Origin of the sequence: Pontibacillus chungwhensis BH030062 (assembly GCF_000770675.1) — a bacterium.
In the GTDB taxonomy this organism is placed as follows: Bacteria; Bacillota; Bacilli; order Bacillales; family BH030062; genus Pontibacillus; species Pontibacillus chungwhensis.
This window is the reverse complement of the sequence record NZ_AVBG01000008.1, coordinates 170,409-193,622: the sequence shown is the minus strand read 5'-3', so window position 1 is coordinate 193,622 and position 23,214 is coordinate 170,409. Positions and strand designations below refer to the sequence as shown.

18 protein-coding genes are annotated in these 23,214 nt (G+C 43.2%); 17 read left to right on the top strand and 1 reads right to left on the bottom strand.

The window, feature by feature from the left end; all coding sequences use genetic code 11:
* Positions 1-14 precede the first annotated feature (14 nt).
* The 16 genes from N780_RS12030 to N780_RS11955 all read left to right on the top strand — a co-directional run bounded on the left by N780_RS12030 (position 15) and on the right by N780_RS11955 (position 18,585).
* Positions 15-1,184, top strand: a complete 1,170-nt coding sequence (locus N780_RS12030; RefSeq protein ID WP_036784263.1) for a CamS family sex pheromone protein — start codon at positions 15-17, stop codon at positions 1,182-1,184.
* A 457-nt stretch (positions 1,185-1,641) separates the two neighbouring features.
* On the top strand, positions 1,642-2,283 hold the full coding sequence (locus tag N780_RS12025) for a class I SAM-dependent DNA methyltransferase (protein WP_036784260.1): 642 nt from the start codon (positions 1,642-1,644) through the stop codon (positions 2,281-2,283).
* A gap of 25 nt (positions 2,284-2,308) precedes the next feature.
* The gene (locus N780_RS12020; RefSeq protein WP_036784258.1) at positions 2,309-2,776 is read left to right on the top strand and encodes an S-ribosylhomocysteine lyase; all 468 of its coding nucleotides are present in this window, start codon (positions 2,309-2,311) and stop codon (positions 2,774-2,776) included.
* A 12-nt stretch (positions 2,777-2,788) separates the two neighbouring features.
* Positions 2,789-3,703: a PLP-dependent cysteine synthase family protein gene (locus N780_RS12015; RefSeq protein WP_036784255.1), complete on the top strand. Its 915-nt coding sequence runs from the start codon at positions 2,789-2,791 to the stop codon at positions 3,701-3,703.
* 4 nt (positions 3,704-3,707) lie between these two features.
* Complete coding sequence (locus tag N780_RS12010) at positions 3,708-4,847, top strand: bifunctional cystathionine gamma-lyase/homocysteine desulfhydrase (protein ID WP_036784252.1); 1,140 nt, start codon at positions 3,708-3,710, stop codon at positions 4,845-4,847.
* 534 nt (positions 4,848-5,381) lie between these two features.
* Entirely contained in the window at positions 5,382-6,926 is a 1,545-nt protein-coding gene (putP, locus tag N780_RS12005; RefSeq protein ID WP_036784249.1) for a sodium/proline symporter PutP, read from the top strand.
* Positions 6,927-7,896: 970 nt separating this feature from the next.
* A complete protein-coding gene (gatC, locus tag N780_RS12000; RefSeq protein WP_036784246.1) occupies positions 7,897-8,187 on the top strand; it encodes an Asp-tRNA(Asn)/Glu-tRNA(Gln) amidotransferase subunit GatC in 291 nt (96 codons plus the stop codon).
* Between the two features lie 11 nt (positions 8,188-8,198).
* A complete protein-coding gene (gene gatA / locus N780_RS11995) occupies positions 8,199-9,674 on the top strand; it encodes an Asp-tRNA(Asn)/Glu-tRNA(Gln) amidotransferase subunit GatA (protein WP_036784243.1) in 1,476 nt (491 codons plus the stop codon).
* Positions 9,674-11,104 carry an Asp-tRNA(Asn)/Glu-tRNA(Gln) amidotransferase subunit GatB gene (gene gatB / locus N780_RS11990; RefSeq protein ID WP_036784240.1) on the top strand — a complete coding sequence of 477 codons (1,431 nt, stop codon included), beginning with the start codon at positions 9,674-9,676 and terminating at the stop codon, positions 11,102-11,104. The genes gatA and gatB overlap by 1 nt, the downstream gene beginning before the upstream one ends.
* 153 nt (positions 11,105-11,257) lie before the next feature.
* Complete coding sequence (locus N780_RS11985) at positions 11,258-12,160, top strand: diacylglycerol kinase (RefSeq protein ID WP_036784237.1); 903 nt, start codon at positions 11,258-11,260, stop codon at positions 12,158-12,160.
* Between the two features lie 132 nt (positions 12,161-12,292).
* Positions 12,293-13,666, top strand: a complete 1,374-nt coding sequence (gene rlmD, locus N780_RS11980) for a 23S rRNA (uracil(1939)-C(5))-methyltransferase RlmD (RefSeq protein WP_036784234.1) — start codon at positions 12,293-12,295, stop codon at positions 13,664-13,666.
* Between the two features lie 75 nt (positions 13,667-13,741).
* Entirely contained in the window at positions 13,742-14,239 is a 498-nt protein-coding gene (locus N780_RS11975) for a YehS family protein (protein WP_036784231.1), read from the top strand.
* A gap of 232 nt (positions 14,240-14,471) precedes the next feature.
* A complete protein-coding gene (locus N780_RS11970) occupies positions 14,472-14,774 on the top strand; it encodes a nucleotide pyrophosphohydrolase (protein WP_036784228.1) in 303 nt (100 codons plus the stop codon).
* Positions 14,775-14,779: 5 nt separating this feature from the next.
* Positions 14,780-16,630 (top strand): DUF2075 domain-containing protein, encoded by a 1,851-nt coding sequence (locus N780_RS11965; RefSeq protein WP_036784225.1) that lies wholly within the window; start codon positions 14,780-14,782, stop codon positions 16,628-16,630.
* Between the two features lie 131 nt (positions 16,631-16,761).
* Complete coding sequence (locus tag N780_RS11960) at positions 16,762-17,751, top strand: tetratricopeptide repeat protein (RefSeq protein ID WP_036784222.1); 990 nt, start codon at positions 16,762-16,764, stop codon at positions 17,749-17,751.
* 45 nt (positions 17,752-17,796) lie between these two features.
* Positions 17,797-18,585, top strand: coding sequence for a hypothetical protein (locus N780_RS11955; protein ID WP_052115049.1), 789 nt, complete (start codon positions 17,797-17,799; stop codon positions 18,583-18,585).
* A gap of 411 nt (positions 18,586-18,996) precedes the next feature.
* Here the strand turns inward: N780_RS11955 and N780_RS11950 are convergent, their stop codons facing one another.
* On the bottom strand, positions 18,997-19,902 hold the full coding sequence (locus N780_RS11950; protein WP_036784220.1) for a nuclease-related domain-containing protein: 906 nt from the start codon (positions 19,900-19,902) through the stop codon (positions 18,997-18,999).
* Between the two features lie 489 nt (positions 19,903-20,391).
* Between N780_RS11950 and N780_RS11945 the strand changes: the two genes are divergently transcribed.
* Positions 20,392-23,205, top strand: coding sequence for a UPF0182 family membrane protein (locus N780_RS11945; protein ID WP_332307816.1), 2,814 nt, complete (start codon positions 20,392-20,394; stop codon positions 23,203-23,205).
* Positions 23,206-23,214: the final 9 nt, after the last annotated feature.

The following is a 23,214-nucleotide window of genomic DNA, read 5'->3' as shown; positions in this document are numbered from 1 at the left end:
GAGAGTGGAGACGGATGAAACGGATCGCATGGATAGTAGGCCTTGCCATTTTACTGGCAGGGTGCGCTCCGGCCTATGATAAACAGGAAGAAGAATTGATGAAGGAAACGCAGGAGAATAATCAGAAAGAAAAGGCAATTGTGCCGAAGTATAGCATCTCTGATGAGTATTATCGTCCTCTTGTAAATAAGAAGGATAAGTATGAGCCGAGTAAAGCGCGAGGCATCATTGTGCGTCAAGTTGATAATCGCTTGGATATTGAAGAGATGGAAATGGGGTTAAGACGTCATTCCAAGGAAGTTTATGACCCTGAGGAATACTTCTTTCAGGACGGTCAGTACTTATCAGATGATATTCTGAACGATTGGCTCGATCGAAAAGTGAACGAGGAGGGGTCAGATGGAACGCCAAATGGTCTGAATCCTTCCCTTCCTTTAGGGGCCTCTGAGCAGCAATACCGAGAAAACCCTGTTTACTTGTCTCATATTCTAGAGCAGAACTTCTTTAAGAAGACGGATGAAGACAATGTTGAATTAAGCGGTATATCAATAAGTCTTGCGATGAAGTCAGAATACGAGTTCCAAGTAGAGAAGTGGGGAGCTTCTTACTATGAAGAGATTAGCCGGGATGAAATGCTCACGCAAGGAAAGAAAATGGCGCAGACGGTTTTAGAGCGTCTTCGTGGAATGAACAAGCTTGAGGATATTCCCATTATGATTACGATCTATCAGCAAGAAGCAAAGTCTTCTGTAGTACCAGGTAATTTCTTAGCGAAAACGACCGTCGAAGGAAAAAATGGTGAGATTAGTGAATGGGAAACAATTGATGAGAAATACGTTTTGTTCCCTTCAGATGAAGCGGAAGAAAACTATAAGAAAGAGTCTGAAGACATGTTGGACTTTCAGAACGATGTTGCCAACTACTTCCCGAACTACATTGGTGTTGTTGGGAAAGGGTTCTACAAAGATGATGAATTAGTCAATATGGAAGTTACCATTCCTATTGAATTCAAAGGTAAAGCCGAAATCGTCTCGTTAACCCAGTATGTCTACTCGCTCATCATGGAAAATTTCCCGAACTACTTCGGGATTGAAGTAAAAGTTGAATCACATGAAGGACAAGAAAGTCTCATCGTCCGAAAACCAGGCGAAGACAAACCATACGTCCACATCTACGACAAATAAAGAAAGGGGCAGCGCTAACAGCGCTGTCCCTTTCTTTTGCGCTTTAAAAGAAGAACGCGTGCCAGACACCCTTCAGTGCTGTGCAGTACCGCAGGGTGCCAGACACCCTTTAATACTGTGCCGAAGCAGAGGGTGTCTGGCACGCTTTACTATGGTAATACGTTGCTTACCGGGCACTTTCGCTTTTGGTCACGTCCAGCTGCAGTGCCCAGCAACTAGTAGACTTCCTTCACCTCCGGTCGATAAGTCAACATCGATTCGCCAGAGGCTCATCGTGTTTCCTTTATCTCACTGCGGCTCAGTCCAGTCTATACGTTGCTTACCGGGCACTTTCGCTTTAGAAATTGGGCGTGTGCCTATTTACTTTCCGTTTTCGAATATGTTAGAATTTTTTATACAACTAAAACCTGAGTAAACTGATAAGGATTGTATATTTTAACACCACGAGGTGAAGGGTATGGGAAGAGAGTTTATTGACTTATTTGATGGTTGGGCGTCGTCTTATGATCAGACCGTGTCTGGTGAGGACGTTGAATATAAAGAAGTATTTGCGCACTACGACGAGATCTTAAACGCTGTAGTTGATTACACAAAGGGGCCAAATGTCATTGAGTTTGGTGTTGGCACTGGAAATTTAACGAAGAAGTTAATTAACCGAGGGCATTCGGTGATTGGTGTTGAGCCTTCGTCAGAAATGCTGAAGATTGCTCAGATTAAAGTACCAGACGCGAAAGTGCATGATGGCGACTTTATCGATTTTCCAAAACCACAGGTACCGGTTCAATCGATTGTGAGCAGTTACGCATTTCATCACCTTACAGATGAGGAAAAGGATATGGCGATTGGCAAATATAGTAGTGTTTTAGAAAAAGGAGGCCGGATTGTTTTCGCTGATACCGTTTTTGAAACACCTGCTTCTAAGAGGAAAGCGATTGAAACAGCCATTGCCTCACACTATAACAATCTAGCTGATGATTTATCAGTAGAATACTATTCCGACATTCCAACCCTGCAAGCAATCTGTAAGAAATATAACTTTGAAGTACTGTTTGAGCAGAAGAATAAATATGTTTGGGTAATGGTAGCAGAGAAAAAATAATTTCAAAAAAGGGAGAGGTTTATCCATGCCAATGAACGTAGAAAGTTTTAACTTAGATCACACCAAAGTCGCAGCACCTTATGTACGACTGGTTGGGATTACAGAAGGATCAAAAGGAGATAAAGTCTACAAATATGACCTTCGTGTTAAACAGCCAAATAAGGATCATATGAACATGCCAGCTCTTCACTCGTTAGAGCACATGTTGGCAGAATTTAGCCGCAATCATCACGACCATATCTTAGATGTTGGCCCAATGGGATGCCAGACCGGTTTCTATATTGCTGTATTAAATGATGACAGTTATGAGAACGTGCTTACGGTTATCGAGAACGCGCTTAAAGACGTCCTAGAAGCGACCGAAGTACCAGCTTGCAATGAAGTTCAATGTGGATTCGCAGCTAGTCACAGCTTAGAAGGAGCGAAACAGCTGGCTCAAGAACTACTAGAGAAACGAGATGAATGGACAGAGATTTTCGCTGAACAACAATAAGGAGCGAACGATATGCAGTACGTGACAAGTATTCAGCAACTGATCGGCCACACCCCTCTTATGGAACTCCAGAATGTTGGTGTTCCTGAGGGGGTGCGCCTCTTTGCTAAATTAGAATATTTTAACCCAGGAGGCAGTATTAAAGACCGTCTTGGGCAGAAGCTTCTTGACGACGCCATTCAGTCTGGCCATTTGAAGCCCGGAGGAACCATTGTCGAACCGACTGCTGGGAATACAGGGATTGGATTAGCTCTCGCCGCTATAGGTCGAGGGTTTCGAATAATGTTCGTTGTACCTCAGAAGTTCAGCATGGAAAAACAGGCGCTTATGAAAGCGCTCGGTGCTGAAATTATCAATACCCCCACAGAAAAAGGCATGCAGGGAGCCATTGACAAAGCGACTGACCTTGCCAAAGAGTTAAACGCCTTTTGCCCCCAACAATTTGATAACAGTGCCAATCCACAGACCTATTATGAAACGCTTGGCCCTGAAATCTATGAGTCTTTAGAAGGTAGAGTGGATGTATTCGTAGCAGGTGGCGGAACAGGGGGGACATTTATGGGAACCGCACGCTATCTGAAAGAAAAAAATCTCTCTATTAAAACCGTCATTGTCGAGCCAGAGGGTTCGATTTTAAACGGGGGTCCAGCAGGGCCTCATAAAACTGAAGGCATTGGGATGGAATTCTTACCGAAGTATATGGATGCGGATTATTTCGATGGCATTCATACCATTTCAGACCAAGATGCGTTCAGAGCCGTAAAGCTTTTAGCGGAGAAAGAAGGACTGCTTGTCGCCAGTTCCTCAGGTGCTGCGTTTGTGGCAGCGATGAAGGAAGCGAAGCAGGCTGAGCCTGGAACAAACATTGTAACCATTTTCCCGGATAGTAGTGAGCGATATTTAAGCCAAGGAATCTACGAGGAGTGAGAATATGAGAAGGAAAACACAGCTAATACACGGTGGCATCACAGGTGATGAACAAACTGGAGCGGTTTCTGTACCCATCTATCAGGTGAGTACGTATAAGCAAGACGGAGTAGGCAAGCACAAGGGCTATGAATATTCGAGAACAGGCAACCCGACTCGTCATGCGCTAGAAGAATTAATTAAAGATCTAGAAGGCGGCTATGCTGGCTTTGCCTTTGGATCAGGGATGGCTGCCATCACGTCCATTCTTATGATGTATAAGAGTGGGGATCATTTGATCATTACAGATGATGTGTACGGAGGAACCTATCGTCTTCTTTCTGGAGTGCTAAGTCGCTTTAATCTTGATGTAACGTTTGTGGATACGTCTGATGTTGATAACATTGAAGAAGCGATTCGGCCGAATACGAAGGCTGTGTATGTGGAAACACCCACAAATCCTTTGCTAAAGATTACAGATCTTGAGGCCGTTGCTCGTCTGACGAAGGAAAAAGGATTCACATTTATCGTAGATAACACGTTTAGTACCCCGTACTGGCAAAATCCAATTGAAAAAGGCGCTGACATTGTGCTTCACAGTGCAACGAAGTACTTAGGTGGGCATAGTGATGTGGTAGCAGGTTTGGTCGTTGTGAACTCACAAAGCCTGGCGGAGGAACTACATTATGTTCAAAATTCAGCAGGAGCTGTATTGGGGCCGCAGGATTCTTGGCTTCTAATGCGAGGGATTAAAACACTTGGCATCCGTATGGAAGAGATCGAATCCAATACTCACGCATTTGTTTCATTCCTCAAGGAGCATCCGGAAGTGACATCGATCTACTATCCTGGCTTAAAAGAGCACACTGGTCACGATATTCATGCTCTTCAGGCCCGGGGAGCGGGCGGTATGATTTCCTTCGACGTTGGAAGTGATGAGAATGCAGAGAAACTATTGAAGAACTTAAAGTACTTTACGTTAGCTGAAAGTTTAGGGGCTGTAGAAAGTCTTATTTCAGTCCCAGCAAAAATGACTCATGCTTCAATCCCGAGTGACAGAAGAGCGGAATTAGGGATTACCGAGGGACTTGTTCGAGTATCAATCGGACTTGAAGACGTAGAAGATCTGAAAGAAGACTTCGTTCAAGCGCTAAAAGGAGAATAAGAAGAGTGGGGCTCAGAGATTTTCTGGGCTTCTTTTTTTGTGAGGAAAAGTGGCTGATTCGTTTAAAAAGAAGTTTAGTTTTGTGTAAAAAGGGTAATAAAAATAGCTGTGAGAAATACACATGCTAATGTTAGGATTTTTTTCTAAAAAAAGTTAAAAATGACAAAAGTTCTAGATTTAATTTTATAAATTATGATGAATACATATAGGCGAATCTATTTATATTATTACAAATACAAGGATTTAATGTATAATAATACAAAATAATACGGAGAAATTAAAATACACAATGTTCTGATAATTTCTTTATGTTATAGTACTTGTTGTATATCAATTCTAAATCTTTTATGCGTACCATGCATGACTTGTCAGAATTATAAGAAAAATGTATGGTATTGTATATATAATGCATTGTAAAGGAGGGGGCGTCGAATGTTAACAACTGCAACATGGATGTGGCTCTTTATTCCCATGCCATTATTAATTATCCTATCAACCATCACTTTATTTACTGGAAGGAGAGAGTAGAACTTAATGAGTATAGCTACGTTAATTACATTTATAATTTATTTACTTGGAATGCTTTTAATTGGTGTTATTGCATCAAGAATGACAAATGACTTATCAGATTATGTGTTAGGTGGTCGACGCTTAGGACCAGGTGTTGCTGCGTTAAGTGCAGGAGCTTCTGATATGAGTGGTTGGCTATTACTTGGTTTACCAGGTGCTGTTTATGCTTCAGGTTTGTCTGCAGCATGGATTGGAATCGGGCTAGCAATAGGGGCCTATTTAAACTGGCAGTTCGTAGCACGTCGTCTTCGTGTTTACACAGAGGTTGCGAATGATTCCATTACAGTACCGGACTTCTTAGAAAATCGCTTCCATGATACATCACATATCTTACGTGTGATCTCCGCACTTGTAATCTTATTCTTCTTCACCTTCTACACATCCTCAGGTATGGTAGGTGGAGCTAAATTGTTCGCTGCATCTTTCGACATGGGTTATAACCAAGCCCTTTGGATTGGTGCAATTGTTATTATTTCGTATACATTCCTAGGTGGTTTCCTGGCAGTAAGCTGGACGGACTTCTTCCAAGGAATTCTGATGTTTGTTGCTTTACTGGCCGTACCAATCGTTGCGATCAGCGAACTTGGGGGCTGGAATGAAGTGGTTAGCATGATTAGTGAGATCGATGCCACTCGTCTTGATATGGTTAAAGGTGTTGGAGTCTTAAGTGTTGTATCTTCCCTCGCCTGGGGACTTGGTTACTTTGGACAGCCGCACATCTTAACTCGTTTTATGGCGCTTCGTTCTCCTAAAGATGTACCGAAAGCTCGTTTCATTGGTATGACTTGGATGATTCTGGGTCTGTATGGAGCAATCTTTACAGGTCTTGTTGGTATCGCTTATGTAGCTAATGGTGGTACAGCAGGTGAACTTGCTGATTTAGGTGTGAAAATCGTTCAGCAAGGTGGCTACAATGTCATTCCGGATTCTACAGAAGCTGAGAAGATCTTTATCGCCTTCTCACAAATCTTGTTCAACCCTATTATTGCAGGTATCTTACTAGCAGCGATTCTATCTGCGATTATGAGTACCATTGACTCTCAGCTACTTGTATCATCTTCTGCAGTAGCGGAGGACTTCTACAAAGCAATCCTACGTAAAAACGCTTCTGAGCGTGAACTTGTATGGGTTGGACGTTTCTCAGTAGCGGCGATTGCTCTACTAGCGATTGCACTTGCATACGGCGCACAAAGCTCTGTACTTGAACTTGTAAGTTACGCTTGGGCAGGATTTGGTGCCGCATTCGGACCAATCATTATCTTGAGTCTATTCTGGAAACGCCTTACTCGTAATGGCGCCGTAGCCGGAATTATTGTAGGTGCTGTTACAGTCGTCATCTGGGGCGATCTGTTAGAACCTACAGAAGGTCAAGATTGGACGAATATCTTCGGTTTATATGAAATCGTACCAGGCTTTATCCTTTGTACACTTGCAGCGGTTGTTGTAAGTCTGATTGGCAATGGCCCGTCTAAAGAAATTCAAGCTGAATTTGATAAAGCGAATAGCTAAGATTGTTGAGAGCCTCTTCTTTTTTTAGAAGGGGCTCTTTTGTATAGCTCTTTCCGTTATGGTGGGGAAATAAACATTTTGGTTCCACAGGAGTGGGGCGTTTGGTGTTGGGTATTGGCTCTGAGGGTTTTGGCCGAACCTCCTCACGATCACCCCGCCTGCGTTTTTCTTTAGATCTAGCTCCGGCGGGTAAGGACTAGCGAGATAAGCAATCTACCTCCAGTCTGCTATGCAGACTTACAGTAGCTTGCTTATCCGTACGCCCTTGACCAACCCGCCTGCGCTTTACATGGTGTCTAGCTCCGGTGGGGAGGGCCTAGCGAGATAAGCAAACTACCTGCAGTGGCTAGACGCCACTTCCGGCAGTTTGCTTATCCGTACGGCCCTGGGCACCCCGCCTGTGCTTTTCGTGGTGTCTAGCTCCGGCGGGGGGGGCCTAGCGAGATAAGCAAACTACCTGCAGTGGCTAGACGCCACTTCCGGCAGTTTGCTTATCCGTACGGCCCTGGGCACCCCGCCTGTGCTTTTCGTGGTGTCTAGCTCCGGCGGGGGGGGCCTAGCGAGATAAGCAAACTACCTGCAGTGGCTAGACGCCACTTCCGGCAGTTTGCTTATCCGTACGGCCCTGGGCACCCCGCCTGTGCTTTTCGTGGTGTCTAGCTCCGGCGGGGGGGGCCTAGCGAGATAAGCAAACTACCTGCAGTGGCTAGACGCCACTTCCGGCAGTTTGCTTATCCGTACGGCCCTGGGCACCCCGCCTGTGCTTTTCGTGGTGTCTAGCTCCGGCGGGGGGGGCCTAGCGAGAGAAGCAAACTACCTGCAGTGGCTAGACGCCACTTCCGGCAGTTTGCTTATCCGTACGGCCCTGGGCACCCCGCCTGTGCTTTTCTTAGTCCCGAGATTGATAAAGTACCTTGTTTTTTGGTATTATCATTATTATGTGATGTTCGATACGAATGGAGGTTAAAGGATGTCTAGAATTAGTGAAGAGCAAGTGAAGCATGTGGCTCATTTGGCGCGTTTGCACGTGTCTGATGAAGAAGCTGAGCGTTTTACGAAGCAGTTGGATGATATTATCTCGTTTGCGGAGCAGTTGAACGAGTTGGATACAGAGGGTGTTGAGCCTACGACACACGTTCAGGATCTTAAGAATGTGATGCGTAAGGACGAACCGAAGAAGTGGATTACACAAGAAGATGCGCTTAAGAATGCGCCGGAAACGCAAGATGGTCAAATCCGTGTACCATCTATTTTGGAATAGGAGGGTGACGAATGTCTCTTTTTGATTATAAATTATCAGATCTTCAAGAAATGCTACATAAGAAAGAGATCAGCGTAAATGATCTTCTTGATGAAGCATATAATCGAATCAGCGAAGTAGACGGAGACGTGAAAGCCTTCATTACATTAAATGAAGAAACTGCTCGTGCTCGTGCAAAAGAATTAGATGAACTACGAGGGACGCCTGAAGGACGTGGTTTGTTATTCGGTATGCCAATTGGTGTGAAGGATAACATCGTAACAAAAGGGCTTCGCACAACGGCTGCCAGCCAAATTTTAGATAACTTAACAGACCCATTATATGACGCAACAGTTGTACAGAAGCTTGATGCAGCTGAAGCGATCAACGTTGGTAAATTAAATATGGACGAGTTCGCAATGGGCTCCTCTAACGAAAACTCAAGTTACTATGCAACACGTAACCCGTGGAACACTGACTATGTACCAGGTGGTTCTAGTGGTGGTTCGGCAGCGGCTGTTGCAGCAGGCGAAGTGCCGTTCTCATTAGGTTCTGACACAGGTGGTTCGATCCGCCAGCCAGCAGCTTACTGTGGTGTTGTTGGACTAAAACCTACGTATGGCCGTGTATCTCGTTTCGGTCTAATTGCCTTTGCATCTTCTCTAGACCAAATTGGTCCATTAACTCGTACGGTTGAAGATAATGCGTACATTTTAGAGACGATTGCAGGTCTTGATAAGATGGACTCTACATCTGCAGACATTGAAGTACCGAAATACACAGAAGCTCTTACAGGTGATGTGAAAGGTCTTAAAATCGCTGTGCCAAAAGAATACCTTGCTGAAGGTGTGTCTGACGAAGTAAAAGAAGCCGTTCAGAAGGCTCTTAAAGTATACGAAGATATGGGCGCTACGTGGGATGAAGTAACGCTTCCTCACTCTAAATACGCACTATCAACGTATTACCTACTATCTTCTTCTGAAGCGTCTGCTAACCTTGCACGCTTCGACGGTGTACGCTATGGTCGTCGTTCTCCAAATGCTGAGAACATGCTAGACATGTTCAAGCTATCTCGTAGTGAAGGCTTTGGTGACGAAGTGAAGCGTCGTATTATGCTTGGTACATTTGCGCTTAGCTCTGGTTACTACGATGCGTATTACAAGAAAGCACAGCAAGCTCGTACACTAATTAAGAAAGACTTTGATGATGTACTAGCGGATTACGATGTTATTATCGGACCAACAACACCAACTCCTGCCTTTAAAGTAGGCGAGAAGACAGAAGATCCACTAACGATGTATGCGAACGATATCCTGACAATCCCTGTGAACCTAGCGGGCGTACCAGGAATCTCTGTGCCATGTGGATTCTCAGGAGAAGGACTTCCAATTGGTTTACAGATCATTGGTAAGCACTTTGATGAAGCAACGGTTTACCGTGCAGCACATGCTTACGAACAGGCGACTGATTTCCATACACAAAAGCCAAGCCTGGGAGGTGCGAAGTAATGAACTTTGAAACAGTTATTGGTATTGAGGTACACGTTGAGCTAAAGACAGCGTCTAAAATCTTCAGCCCAAGTCCGAACATGTTCGGTGACCAGCCGAATACAAACGTGAACCCAATCGACTTAGGGTACCCAGGAGTACTACCTGTCCTAAACGAAGAGGTTGTCAATTACGCAATGAAAGCTGCGATGGCACTAAACTGTGACATCGCTACACATACAAAGTTTGACCGTAAGAACTACTTCTACCCGGACAACCCGAAAGCGTATCAAATCTCTCAATTTGACCAGCCAATCGGTGAGAATGGGTATATCGACATTGAAGTAGACGGCAAGACGAAGCGCATTGGAATCACTCGTCTTCACATCGAGGAAGATGCGGGTAAATTAACGCACAGTGACGACGGCTATTCTCTAGTAGACTATAACCGTCAAGGTACGCCACTTGTTGAGATCGTTTCTGAGCCAGACATCGCTTCTCCTGAAGAAGCATACAAATACCTTGAGAAACTGAAGAACATCATTCAGTACACAGGCGTATCTGATTGTAAGATGGAAGAAGGTTCTCTTCGTGCCGATGCGAACATCTCCATCCGTCCAATCGGTCAGGAAGAATTCGGTACGAAAACTGAGCTTAAGAACTTAAACTCCTTCTCCTTCGTTCAAAAAGGACTAGAATTTGAAGAGAAGCGCCAGCAAAAAGTACTAGAAGCAGGTGGCGAGATCCTTCAGGAAACGCGTCGTTTCGATGAAGCTACGAAAGAAACGATCCTTATGCGTGTTAAAGAAGGTTCTGATGACTACCGTTACTTCCCAGAGCCAGACCTTGTACCTCTTTACGTGAGTGAAGAATGGAAAGAGCGCGTACGTGCTGAGATTCCAGAACTTCCAGATGCTCGTAAAGCTCGCTACATTAATGACCTTGGATTACCTGAGTACGACGCAATGGTTCTTACAAATAACAAAGAGCTATCTGACTTCTTCCAGGAAACAATCGATGCAGGTGCTGATGTGAAGCAAGCATCAAACTGGATGATGGGTGAAGTATCAGCTTACTTGAACAAGCAGCAGAAAGAACTAGCAGACGTTGCGTTAACTCCTGCTAATCTTGCAAAAGTAATCAAGCTTATTGAAGATGGCACGATCAGTTCTAAGATCGCGAAGAAAGTATTCGCTGAAACAGTCGAGAACGGTACAGAGCCAGAACAATACGTGAAAGATCAAGGCATGGGTCAGATCTCTGACGAAGGTCAGCTTCGTGAGATTATCACAGGAATCCTTGATCAGAACCAACAATCAATCGAAGACTACAAAAACGGTAAAGACCGTGCGTTAGGCTTCCTTGTTGGTCAGACGATGAAAGCTACTAAAGGACAAGCGAATCCACCAATGGTAAACAAGATTATCGTTGAAGAAATGGATAAGCGCTAAAGAGTATGAATCTTGCATGAAAGCACGCTGCTACAGCGTGCTTTTGTGTGGGTTATAAAATGGAAAAAGAGCCTAATAGGAAAAACTTTTCAAATGGATGAAAAAGGTTTATGATGATGTAAGGAAAAACAGGCTTGGATGGGGGAAGGACCTATGAAACGTGCTCGAATTATTTACAATCCCACGTCAGGCAGGGAGGCTGTAAGGAAAGAGCTCCCTGATATCATGCAACGCTTTGAACAAGCAGGATATGAAACATCTACACACGCAACGACGTGCGCTGGAGATGCAACCAATGCAGCCAAAATCGCCGTAGAGCGAAAGTTTGATGTGGTGGTTGCAGCAGGTGGGGACGGGACGATTAATGAAGTCATTAATGGTCTCGCCGAACATGAATATCGCCCGAAACTGGGGATTATTCCAGTTGGAACGACGAATGATTTCGCTAGAGCACTTTGCGTGCCACGAAATGTGAAAAAAGCTGTTGATGTGATTCTGGATGGATTTTCAAAAGAGCTTGATATTGGCCGGGTGAACGACCAGTACTTTATGAATATCGCCGGTGGCGGTAAATTAACGGAACTGACGTATGAAGTTCCGAGTAAATTAAAAACGATGCTGGGACAGCTCGCTTATTACCTGAAGGGCGTTGAAATGATCCCTTCCATCCGTCCAACGACTGTTGAGATCGAGTATGACGGGAAGTATTTTGAAGGCGAAGTGATGGTATTTCTTGTGTCGAACACGAACTCTGTCGGCGGTTTAGAGAAGCTAGCACCAGATGCCGAGATGGATGATGGCATGTTTGATCTGCTTATTATTAAGCGCGTCAACTTGGCTGAACTCATTCGTCTCGCTTCACTCGCAATGAAAGGGAATCACATCAGTGACCCAAACGTCATTTATACAAAAGCAAACCGCATTAAAGTTCATACGAACGAGAAGATGCAGTTAAATATTGACGGGGAATATGGCGGATTATTGCCCGGGGAATTTGTCAATTTATATCGCCACCTGGAATTCTTTCTCCCAAGAGATCGATGGGAAGAGAAATAAGGAATGAAAACGGCTCGGATTTTGTCACAGCGGCAAGATTCAGAGTCGTTTGTTATTCTGCTTAGGAAATGGCAACACTACTACAAAAGAGCTGATTCTATTCAGCAATCTGAACGGCAAAGGAAGATGTGAATGTCTAAGCCAGCACCACCGGTACAAAAGAATGACACGATTGAAGTGACATTTGAAGACTTAACGCACGAAGGAAATGGCGTCGGCAAAGTCGACGGCTACCCGCTCTTCGTACCTTATGCTCTACCAGGTGAAACAGGAAAAGTGAAAGTCATTAAAGTAAAGAAGAACTTCGGATTTGGGAAGTTACTAGATGTTACAGAAGCAAGTCAGGACCGTGTAGACCCGCCATGTCCTGTTTACGTGCAATGCGGTGGCTGCCAGCTTCAACATATGAGCTACCAAATGCAGCTAGATATGAAACAGAATCAAGTGAAAAACGCCATGCATAAGATCGCACACTTAAGCGACGTGCCTGTACATCCAACCATCGGCATGGAAGATCCATGGTACTACCGCAACAAAGTCCAGATCCCAGTCGGGCAAGACGGTGATCGCTTGAAGGCTGGATTCTACCGCAAGCGCAGCCACGACATTATTGAAATGGACACGTGCATGATTCAGGACGAACACAACAACCGCATGGTCGAAGCTGTCCGTCGTATTGCAGAGAAGTACGGTGTTGAGGCCTATAACGAAGAAAAGCACCGCGGTGTCCTGCGTCATATTATGGTCCGTACCGGCCAGACAACAGGCGACGTTATGGTCGTCATGGTAACGCGTACGAAGCAGTTGCCATATGCAGAGCAAATTGTCGAAGAGATTCGTGAGACGTATCCAAATGTTAAATCAATCGTCCACAACGTCAACTCCAAGAAAACAAATGTTATCTTAGGTGACAAAACGACCGTTCTATACGGAGACGATTACATTGTCGACCGCATTGGTGATATCGAATTCAAGATCTCACCAAAATCGTTCTACCAGGTCAACCCTGTTCAGACGAAGAAGCTATACGATCAAGCTCTAGCTTATGCAGATCTAAAAGGTCACGAAACAGTTATCGACGCCTACAGCGGCATCGGTACAATTTCTCTCTTCTTAGCGCAACAAGCGAAGAAGGTATACGGCGTTGAGATCGTTGCCCCAGCCGTAACAGACGCTAAGAAAAATGCGAAGCTAAACGGCATGGACAACGCTGAGTTCTTCGTCGGCGAAGCCGAGAAAGTCTTCCCATGGTGGAAGAGCCAGGGCCTTGATCCTGATGTAATCGTAGTCGATCCTCCACGTAAAGGGTGCGATGAAGAGCTATTGAAGGCGATGATTGAGATGCAGCCAGAGAAAATTGTGTATGTATCCTGCAGCCCTTCAACACTAGCCCGCGACCTTCGTATCTTAGAAGACGGCGGTTTTGAGACCCAGGAAGTACAGCCAGTGGACATGTTCCCACAAACCGGCCACATTGAGAATGTAGCTTGGTTAAAAAGAAAATAAAACAAAAGACAAGAATCCTGAGAGTTTGTCCTAATTCTCGGGATTTTGCTTTATAAATGAAGGTGGTCCATATAAATGATAAATAATGATCGATTGATCCGATTACGATATGCGCTTGATTTAAAGAATGAAGAAATGGTCGAGATCTTTGAACTCGGCGGAATGACGGTAACAAAAGAAGAAGTAGGCGAAATGCTTACTAAACCAAATGATAGTTACAGCGACGACCTAGAGGAAGCGGAAGAGACGGTCGATGATGAAACCGTAGAGCGCTTCTTAAATGGATTGATTATTTATAAAAGAGGTAAGCAAGAACCCAAACCAGGCCAGCCTGAGCGACCAGCGCTCTCTGGTGATGAGTGGATTAATAATGTCTTGTTGAAGAAGTTGAGGATTGCTCTTAAGTTGACGAGTGAGGATATGCTTGAGGTGTTCGACCAGGCGGGAGTTCACGTGACGAAGGGTCAGCTGAGTGCTTTGCTTAGGAAGAAGGGGCATAAGCATTATAAGGATTGTGGGGATAAGTTTGCTAGGAGTTTTTTGAAGGGGTTGACTGTGAGGTATAGGGGGTAGGTTTTGAACTGATTTTTCTCAAACGGCCCTTGGAGGACTTAAGGCATCTAAGTGTATAAGATAAGACAAGACACATCATATTTAAAAGATAAAGCAGAGACCCTTTGAGGGTGTCTGCTTTTTTATGTTTATCTGAATCAAAATTTATAAGGGTCTCTCACGAATACAAAACAATGTAAATAGGTGGTAAAATGAAACCAATTATAACAATTTACTTTAGGGGCTTATTAAAATGGAAAAAATGATAGAGAAGATTATAGAGTTTAGAAACGAAAGAGGTTGGGAGCCATATCATAATGAAAAAGATTTAGCCATTTCTATCTCGCTAGAAGCAAACGAGTTACTAGAGAACTTTCAATGGAAAAGTAGTCAAGAGGCGTTGCTAGATAAGAATCAGAATACCAATGAAGAAATGGCAGATATCTTGATCTATCTTGTTCAAATGGCTGACAAAATGAATGTTGATTTAGAAGAGGAAGTTTATAAGAAACTTGATAAAAACGCATTCAAATATCCGGTTAAAGGGGTTGAATAATAATTATGATTATCTACAATGAAACGTCCTCAAGCTTCGTTAATCATATAAAAGAAAATAAAATTGGATATGTCTTAAAAGAAAACGTCTTAAACAAAATGAATAAAGTAGTGTCATTCAATGAGTTAAGATCGTGGGAAAACTCGTTGCCTCAAATGGCTAAGGTTATAAGAGACTCTGGATTAGAAAAAGATGCCCATGTTCTATTAGAATATAAGCTTCCCTCTACAGAGAAGAGAATTGACTTTATCATAGCCGGGCGTGATAAACAAAATAAAAAGAACGCTATGATTATTGAATTAAAACAGTGGCAAAAAGCTAATCTAGCAGATGGGAATGGGATTGTAACTACATTTCTAGGAGGTCGTGACCGAGAAACAGTTCATCCTTCTTATCAGGCATCCTCTTACAAAAGGTTTTTACTTAACTTTAATGAAAATCTTTATACGGACGATTCGATCCAGTTGTCTTCTTGTGCTTACTTACATAATTATATTCAGAATCCAGACAATGAACCTTTGTTAGACCCGCGTTATAAAGGATATTTAGCTGAATCTCCATTATTCTTTCAATTTAGTGATCGTGATCTAGCTAAGAGGATTAACCATACCGTTTCTGAAGGTAGGGGTGGCGAAATAGCTGAAGCAATTGAATATGGAAAAATAAAGCCTTCTAAGAAACTAGTAGAGACAGTAGAATCTTTAATTGATGGAAATGAAGAGTTTGTGTTGCTGGACGAACAGAAGGTAGCTTTTGAGAAAGTATTAAGTATTTATAGTCAAATTAGTGAAGAAACAGAAAATAAGCACTCGATTCTTATTAAAGGTGGACCCGGAACCGGAAAATCTGTTATTGGATTGAATCTTATGAGTCAGTTATTAAAGCAAAACGCATACGCTGAGTATATTACACCCAACCAAGCATTCAGAGAAATCCTTCGTAAAAAGTTAATTGGATCTACTAGTCATGTAGAAGTAAGAGATCTTTTCAAAGGCTCAGCTTCTTACGTCCACACACCAGAAGATTATTTTGATGTGTTGATCTGCGATGAGGCACATCGTTTGAAAGAACAGGGTCATATGAAGAAAAAGATTGAAGGTGAGAATCAGGCTACACAGATTATTAGATCTTCTAAAGTGAGTGTCTTTTTTGTAGATGACGAGCAAGTAATTTCTAAAAAGGATATTGGAAGTGAAAAGGTCATTAGAGAAGAAGCAGCCAAACAAGGTGCTACAATGCATACCGTTGAACTCGATTCGCAGTATCGGTGTTCGGGTTCAGGGAATTACATTGAATGGTTGAATAGTGTATTAGGTTACTCCGATGAAGAGGTTGATCTAGAAGGTGATTTTGACTTTAAAGTGGTTTCAAATCCCCATGAACTAACAGAAGAGATCGTCAATAAACGTTCAGGAAGGTTATTGGCAGGGTATGCTTGGGATTGGGATAAGAACTCAAAAGGGAGAGAACTTCCCCTTGATGTAACGATACCAGAACATAATTTTGCTCTTCCTTGGAACGACCCAAATCGAATAGATTGGGCAATTCACCCTGACTGTGCAGAGCAGGTGGGGTGCATTCATACTGTCCAAGGGTTAGAGATGGATTATGTAGGTGTCATTATTGGGAAGGACCTGGGGTATGACCCGGAAACGAATTCCCTTATTGTGCGCAGAGAAGAGTTTAAGGATAAAGGCGCTAGACCTCGTAAGCCTAAGAAAGGGGAAAAGGATCCTTTGTTTGATTTGGTGAGGAATACGTATAAGACGCTTATGACACGTGGGATGAAGGGGTGTTATGTTTATTGTTGTGATGAAGAGTTGGGTGAGTACCTTAGGAAGAGTTTTTTTAAGTAGGCTTCAAATATTATGATAGTGAGAAATAGGATTTGATGGCCTAGGCAGAGTGGTGGAAACTTTAGAGAAGGTGAATCTTCATAGATATGATTTGTTGTATTTACAAAGAGCAGAAACAAGGAGGTGTACGCTTGGAAAACATCCTTCAATTAAAACAACAGCTCTACGATTGGGAAAACATGCAGGGCATCGATGAAGAAGAGGAAGAGCAAGAGTGGATCCAATCTGGTATTACGCTTTATGAAAAATGTATAAAAGTAGATAAAGAGAATAAAAGTGAATACTTACAGGAGCTCTCTAGGCTTTATTTGAACCTTGGACGAAATGAAAAGATGAAGTTCGCAAACTTTGAGCGTGCCGTCCGTAACTTGAAGCAGGCGGCTTACATTGCTCCGGAAGATCCTCGGCCTTGTTATCACCTATCTTTTTTATTAGAGAAAAAAGGCAACTATGAGGGCGCCCTATTTTATGCAGAACGCGCGCTTAAATTGGGGCTTGATGATAAACAGAGTTATAAGTTGTTCTGTAACATGGCGCTTTGTTATTACAGGTTGTTGTTATTTAAGGATGCCTATAGCTATTTATTTAAAGTTGAAGAGAAAGCAAGGGAAGATCGTGTTCTCTCCACTTTTCTCACACCTTATCAAGCGAAAATTAAAGTTAAGAAGAAGGGCTATATCCCTCTTACTGAGCAACATGGGACGCTGGTGGAAACAGAGGATGATATAGAATATAGCGTATCAAACGGTGAACGCGCGGTTTTAATTATTCATCCATACCGTACTGAGCTAAATGGGTCAGAGGAATGTGTCAGCTTTTCAACTGTAAATACGCAAATATTAGAAGCAGTTATGCTGAGTAAGGATGGGTTAACAGTAGCTCAGCTTTCTGAGGTGCTTTGGGAGTATAATGCTAGTGAAATGTCTTCTTCTTATGTTCCGAGGATGGTCAGAAGTATTCGCTCAGATATAGAAAAAGCAACCGGGATTGATGGGAAACAACTTCTGAAAATGACGAATGGTCATTATGTTTGGAATCACGAATGTTTGAAAGGAAATGTTCACTATAAGCACAATAGCCGTAGAGGTGTTAGGTCACGCGAGGGGATTACAATTTTGTAATCCTCTTTCTTTTATACTTAGGGTAATAAATGAGGAGGCGATCATATGAGATCAAATTTATTTTCCCTAGAAAAGATGGACGGTCAAGAAAGGTTACGCGAGGCGCTTGAGATGAGAGGGTTCTTGGTGGAGAAGGATGGGCCGTTTTTAGCATTGACGAGTGGAAGTTCAAAGGCGGATCTAGTAGATGTGAAGAGACTCCTGAACAGCTTGAACATTCCAATCTTCTGGAATGACGATCGTTTTCAACTGCTCACGAATAAGTTCCCGGTCATCATGATGAAGAAGATTACAGCTTACCGTGGTGAGGAGTTCCCTGTCAGTATGGAAGGCTATCACTTCAGATGGAGAGCGTTCGTAAACCGAAAGCATGGACTGAAGGTTGATGCGTTGAAGCTTGATCCATACATTTCGAGCTTCGTGAAGGCGGTCAACCAAGCGGGGATCCCATGTCTAGCAGGCTGCGACGGGCATCTGAAATTCGCTCCTAACCTTCAATTCTCTGGTGTGTATAGCGGAGCGTGGTTTCAGGTTATTAAGGAGCAATATCTAAACGATTTGGAGCTGAACTATACGTGGAAAGTGGAATACAGAGGGGGTTCAGGCTCGAAATTGGTTGCTTGTAAGGGGGGAGATGAGCGCTGGGATACTCATAAGATTTATGGGGATACGTTGAAGATGGCGTATAAATTGAAGGACTATGCTGATGAGATTAAGAGTAGAAAGGCTTGTAGCTTTAAAAGGAATGTTCAGATGAAGGAAGAGGCGGAGTTTTATCGTGTAAATGGTCGGTTTGAAGAGTTATCGGAGTGGATGGCGAAGGTGAGTGAATGAGGTAGTAGTTCGTACGACTGAGGTCCATTTTGGTAGAGAATAAGGGCGAAAAGGTCACTGATAGAACTGGTCAGTGTCTTTTTTGTAGTATGGAGGGCTGCAGGGTAAGAGAGGCAAGTAATCAATGACATTTTTTCTAGTAAAGATCCCACAAAGGTAAAAGATCACCAGGGTGCAACTGGCCTGGTCGAAGGTCAGAGTATTAATGACGTTGTGAAGAGAATAAATGTCACTGATGGACTAGATCAGTGACCTTTTCCTTGGTTGGTAAGCTGAAAAGTAAGGGAGGCACCTACTCAGTGCCCTATTTGTAGTGAGAGGGACTATAATGTAAGCGAAGCCAGAGATCAGTTCCCTTTTTTGTGTGGAGTGTCTTCATAGAGTCATTGATCCGCACGCTTGTACCAGTTCCTATTCAAAGTACATCCATCGATTATTACGTTTTTTGGTGAAATGCTTCTGAAGCACGGTGCGTATCCTTTTATAACTTCCGAGTTTCCCGCCCCATTCATAAATGAGTTTAGTCCTGATCTTTTCATCAGGAAAAAGCATCTTGAACTCGTCCACGTTTCTCAAAAGCGCATCCCTATAAGCTTCGTAGGCGCCACAATTTTCGCAAAGACACCTGTGGCCGTTAAGACGAACAGAAAAGGAGAAGCATTGAAAGCAGCTCATCCCTTTTTGCAATGAGTCAAACGTATAGGACGGTATTTCATTTAAGGCAGAATCATTGAGGTGGAGGTCGTTCAAATCCTGCGCTAGTCGTTCATGATAAGAAGTGAGCAGTGAAGCCGTCTTGAGTTGTTCTAGGAAGGGTTTTATTTGAGTAGGAAATATGATGGATGGTGTCAGGGGAGCATTGTAAAGGTGGAAGTGCGGGTGAATGAAGATGACGTATCCTTCAATCGGTATCGTATGTCCGTGGGACTTCAATAGTTGGCCAAGTAATGCAGCGGCTCTTTGTAACTGATGGAGCGGGTTAAGGATTTCAGTATTCGGTAAGCGATAGAATTTCTCATCTTCGTAGAGAAAATCACCTTCGTAGTTTTTAATCTCAAAAAGATAAATTTTCTCAGGTGTAATCAACAGGGAGTCGATTTGGAAGGTTGTGTTTTGCTTTTTTAACAAGAGGTCATGTAGTAAATACGATTCGTTGGCGATTGGTTCGATGAATTGATCAAAGCGTTGTTCTCCTTCGAAGCCTTTAAGCCAGCGTGTATAATCGTTACTTGCTTTTGGGGAGAGTGTCATTCTTCTTTGGAGGATTTCTAAAGTGGCTAAGTGGAGCGGCTTTGTTCGAAGTTTATATAGCGACATAGCTTCATTCCTTTCTGATACGGGATAATTTGAGTATAGCACAGGTGGGGGTTGGGTGGTCAGTTCCCTGGTCAGTGATGTTTCGGATGACTGAATTATGAAGAAGGGAATAGAAGGAGCTGATCGATGACCTTTGCATTGGTATAACTTTTCAAAACGTAAGAGAAACAAGATATCAAAGTCTTTTTATGCATAAAAGATCTTAAAAGGTAAGAGAAGACCAAGATCAATGACCTTTTACGTATAAAACCTTTTAAAAGGTGAAAGAGCCCCCTTATCAGAGTCCTTTACTAGAAAAAAGTACACAAAAGGTCACAGATCCAACCGCTACTCCCGCCCTCTATAAAAAATTGATCAAACGTTTGATCAAGACGATCCATCCTTTGATTGCAGAGACCCTACCATTCCGTTATAGTCAAACTAAAGAATCGCGAAACATTTCTTATCCTCAATCGTATAGTTAGGTATAGATAAAAAGGAGGCGTTGGTTTGGACAACGAGACGAGTAATGTCAGAGGATTTCCCTCTGGTGGAAATAAAAAGATGAAAAAGTTTGGAGGATGGTTTGGGAAGATAGGGTTTGTTGTCATTGCTTTGTTGGTTCTCACTCTTTTGTCCTTAAACTGGATTACGGAATACATATGGATGGGGACAGTGGGGTACCAGGATTCCTACATGACGATTCTGACGAGCAAGTTTATGCTTGGGATTGTTGGCTTTATCCTCTTCGCGGTTTGTACCTACATTACGTTTAGTTGGGTACGGAAATCTTATCTAAGACACTTTAATGAAGGGCAGTTACCGACGCTTGTTACGAGTAAGAAGTGGAGTCGATCGTTGGTACTTCTTTTGGCTCTATTCATTGGACTGATTGGAAGTACAATTGTTCAAGGAGTGGGCTGGGAGCCATGGCTTAAGTTTTTAAATTATGAGCCTTTCGGTGTAAGCGATCCACACTTTGATCGTGATGTATCCTTCTATATGTTCGTGCTGCCATTTATAGAGTTCGCACTATCGACAGTACTAGGTCTTGCGATTTTCTTCTTGTTTGTGGAAATTGGGTTGTATTCTGTTTTCACGATGTATCGCACAAGTCGTACGGCGCAATTGCATCTAGGTACGACGCTAGCGATTATTGGTGTGTTACTAGCAGCGCAACATGTGCTTGAACCGTTCTATTCACTACTTACCAATCAGGTCAATGTGGCGCAACAAAGTGTTGTGCATGGCTTAAGCTATACGGACGATGTGATTAATAACCCAGCTTCATATGTTCTGGCTGGTGTCGCTTTACTCGGTACAATCTGGGTGATCATTTCTTTATTCCGTGGCAATTGGAAGAGCATGATTCTGCCGATTATTCTTTATATTGTCGTGGGGATTGTGGCACAAGGTGCATCCATGATTGTACAAAACTTCGTTGTGTCGCCGAATGAATTTTCTAAAGAAAGTCCTTATTTGGAAGAGAACCTCTCTATGACAAGAACTGCCTATGAGCTTGAGGATATGACGGAGGCTCAGCATCCTGGAGCGGATACGCTTGATCGTGAGATGGTGGAACGAAACCAGGATACGATTAATAATGTACGCATTAATGATAGTCGACCAATTCTTGATGTGTACAATCAGCTGCAAACGTTCCGTACGTATTACGAATTTAATGATATTGATATTGATCGTTACAACATTGACGGGGAGTACCAACAAGTCTTCTTGGGAGCTCGTGAATTGAATACGTCTGACTTACCTTCACAAGCACAGACGTGGGTGAACCAGAACCTTCGTTATACGCACGGTTACGGGCTTGCGATGAGTAACGTTCATGAGATTACACCACAAGGACAACCGGAGTATATGGTTCAGAACTTGCCTCCTCAAGGAGAACTGGAGATCACACGACCGCAAGTTTACTTCGGTGAAGAGCAGTATGACACGGTTGTTGTAAATAGTGGGGTCGACGAGTTTGATTATCCTTCTGGGGATGAGAACAAGTCGAACCGTTTTGAAGCGGATACCGGCATTCCGCTATCTGGTATTAACCGGGCACTTTTTGCTCTTGATGAAGGATCGTTCCGATTATTTGTTTCGGACCAGGTAACGGGGGATAGCCAAATGCTTCAGACACGAAACATTATGGATCGTGTGGAGCGTATTGCACCATTCCTTTCTTATGATGAGGATCCATATATTTTCGTCAGAGATGATGGCACAATGGCCTGGATGATTGATGCATATGTAACAGAGAGTAATTATCCTTACTCTGAGGCCTATGAAGGAAGTAAAAACTATATCCGTAACTCGGTGAAAGTAACCGTAGATGCGTATACAGGAGAAACAACGTTTTATGTGGTAGACCCTGAAGAGCCATTGCTTGGGACGTACCGCAATATCTTCCCAGACCTGTTCACAGAAGAAGTGCCTGAAGATGTTCGCAGTCACTTCCGTTATCCGATCGATCTGTTCAAGATCCAGTCTAATCTGTATCAGACGTATCACATGACGAATCTTGAAGTCTTCTATAATCGTGAGGACTACTGGGAGATTCCAACGGAGAAATACTTTAACGACGATGTAACGATGGAACCCTATTATGTGACGATGCGTCTGCCTGAAGCAGAGGAAGAAGAATTCGTCCTCATGACTCCATTCACTCCGCGTAATCGTCAAAATATGATTGCTTGGATGGGTGTTCGAAACGATGGGGATAACTACGGGGAGATGATGGTGTACGAATTCCCTAAACAAGAAAACGTATACGGTCCGCAACAAATCGAGAACCGAATTAACCAGGACAGCGATATTTCGCAGCAATTGAATCTGTGGTCTCAAGGTGGATCTGAGGTTATCCGAGGAAACTTACTCGTTCTGCCAATTGAGGATACGATCCTTTACGCGGAACCAATCTATATAAAATCTTCTAATGAAACATCTTTACCAGAAGTCAAACAGGTCATCGTTGCCTATCAGAACCAGATTGTGATGGAGCCGACCTTTGACCGTGCTTTAGAAGTCTTGCTATCCCGCATTGATCCTGATAGCGAAGCGCCAGAAGGAGAAGGTGAGCAAGGCGAGACACCTGATACAGGAGAAATGCTTGAATCAAGTCAAGTGCTTCAAGAAGTATCCGATCTATTTGATCAGTATCAGGAACAAACGTCAGAAGGAAACTATCAAGAAGCCGGACGTATTATGGAGGAGATTCAGTCCTTGTTGGAAGAAGCTCAACAAGAACAACAACCTTCCCAGCCGGAAAATGATGGTGAAGAGGAGTCTGAAGAATCTTCTTCTGATACAGAAGGATAATAGATGCCA

Excerpts from the sequence above, each read along its gene's own strand:
- N780_RS12030 (WP_036784263.1), top strand. The coding sequence starts at position 15 with ATGAAACGGATCGCATGGATAGTAGGCCTTGCCATTTTACTGGCAGGG.
- N780_RS12025 (WP_036784260.1), top strand. The coding sequence starts at position 1,642 with ATGGGAAGAGAGTTTATTGACTTATTTGATGGTTGGGCGTCGTCTTAT.
- N780_RS12020 (WP_036784258.1), top strand. The coding sequence starts at position 2,309 with ATGCCAATGAACGTAGAAAGTTTTAACTTAGATCACACCAAAGTCGCA.
- N780_RS12015 (WP_036784255.1), top strand. The coding sequence starts at position 2,789 with ATGCAGTACGTGACAAGTATTCAGCAACTGATCGGCCACACCCCTCTT.
- N780_RS12010 (WP_036784252.1), top strand. The coding sequence starts at position 3,708 with ATGAGAAGGAAAACACAGCTAATACACGGTGGCATCACAGGTGATGAA.
- putP (WP_036784249.1), top strand. The coding sequence starts at position 5,382 with ATGAGTATAGCTACGTTAATTACATTTATAATTTATTTACTTGGAATG.
- gatC (WP_036784246.1), top strand. The coding sequence starts at position 7,897 with ATGTCTAGAATTAGTGAAGAGCAAGTGAAGCATGTGGCTCATTTGGCG.
- gatA (WP_036784243.1), top strand. The coding sequence starts at position 8,199 with ATGTCTCTTTTTGATTATAAATTATCAGATCTTCAAGAAATGCTACAT.
- gatB (WP_036784240.1), top strand. The coding sequence starts at position 9,674 with ATGAACTTTGAAACAGTTATTGGTATTGAGGTACACGTTGAGCTAAAG.
- N780_RS11985 (WP_036784237.1), top strand. The coding sequence starts at position 11,258 with ATGAAACGTGCTCGAATTATTTACAATCCCACGTCAGGCAGGGAGGCT.
- rlmD (WP_036784234.1), top strand. The coding sequence starts at position 12,293 with ATGTCTAAGCCAGCACCACCGGTACAAAAGAATGACACGATTGAAGTG.
- N780_RS11975 (WP_036784231.1), top strand. The coding sequence starts at position 13,742 with ATGATAAATAATGATCGATTGATCCGATTACGATATGCGCTTGATTTA.
- N780_RS11970 (WP_036784228.1), top strand. The coding sequence starts at position 14,472 with ATGGAAAAAATGATAGAGAAGATTATAGAGTTTAGAAACGAAAGAGGT.
- N780_RS11965 (WP_036784225.1), top strand. The coding sequence starts at position 14,780 with ATGATTATCTACAATGAAACGTCCTCAAGCTTCGTTAATCATATAAAA.
- N780_RS11955 (WP_052115049.1), top strand. The coding sequence starts at position 17,797 with ATGAGATCAAATTTATTTTCCCTAGAAAAGATGGACGGTCAAGAAAGG.
- N780_RS11950 (WP_036784220.1), bottom strand. The coding sequence starts at position 19,902 with ATGTCGCTATATAAACTTCGAACAAAGCCGCTCCACTTAGCCACTTTA.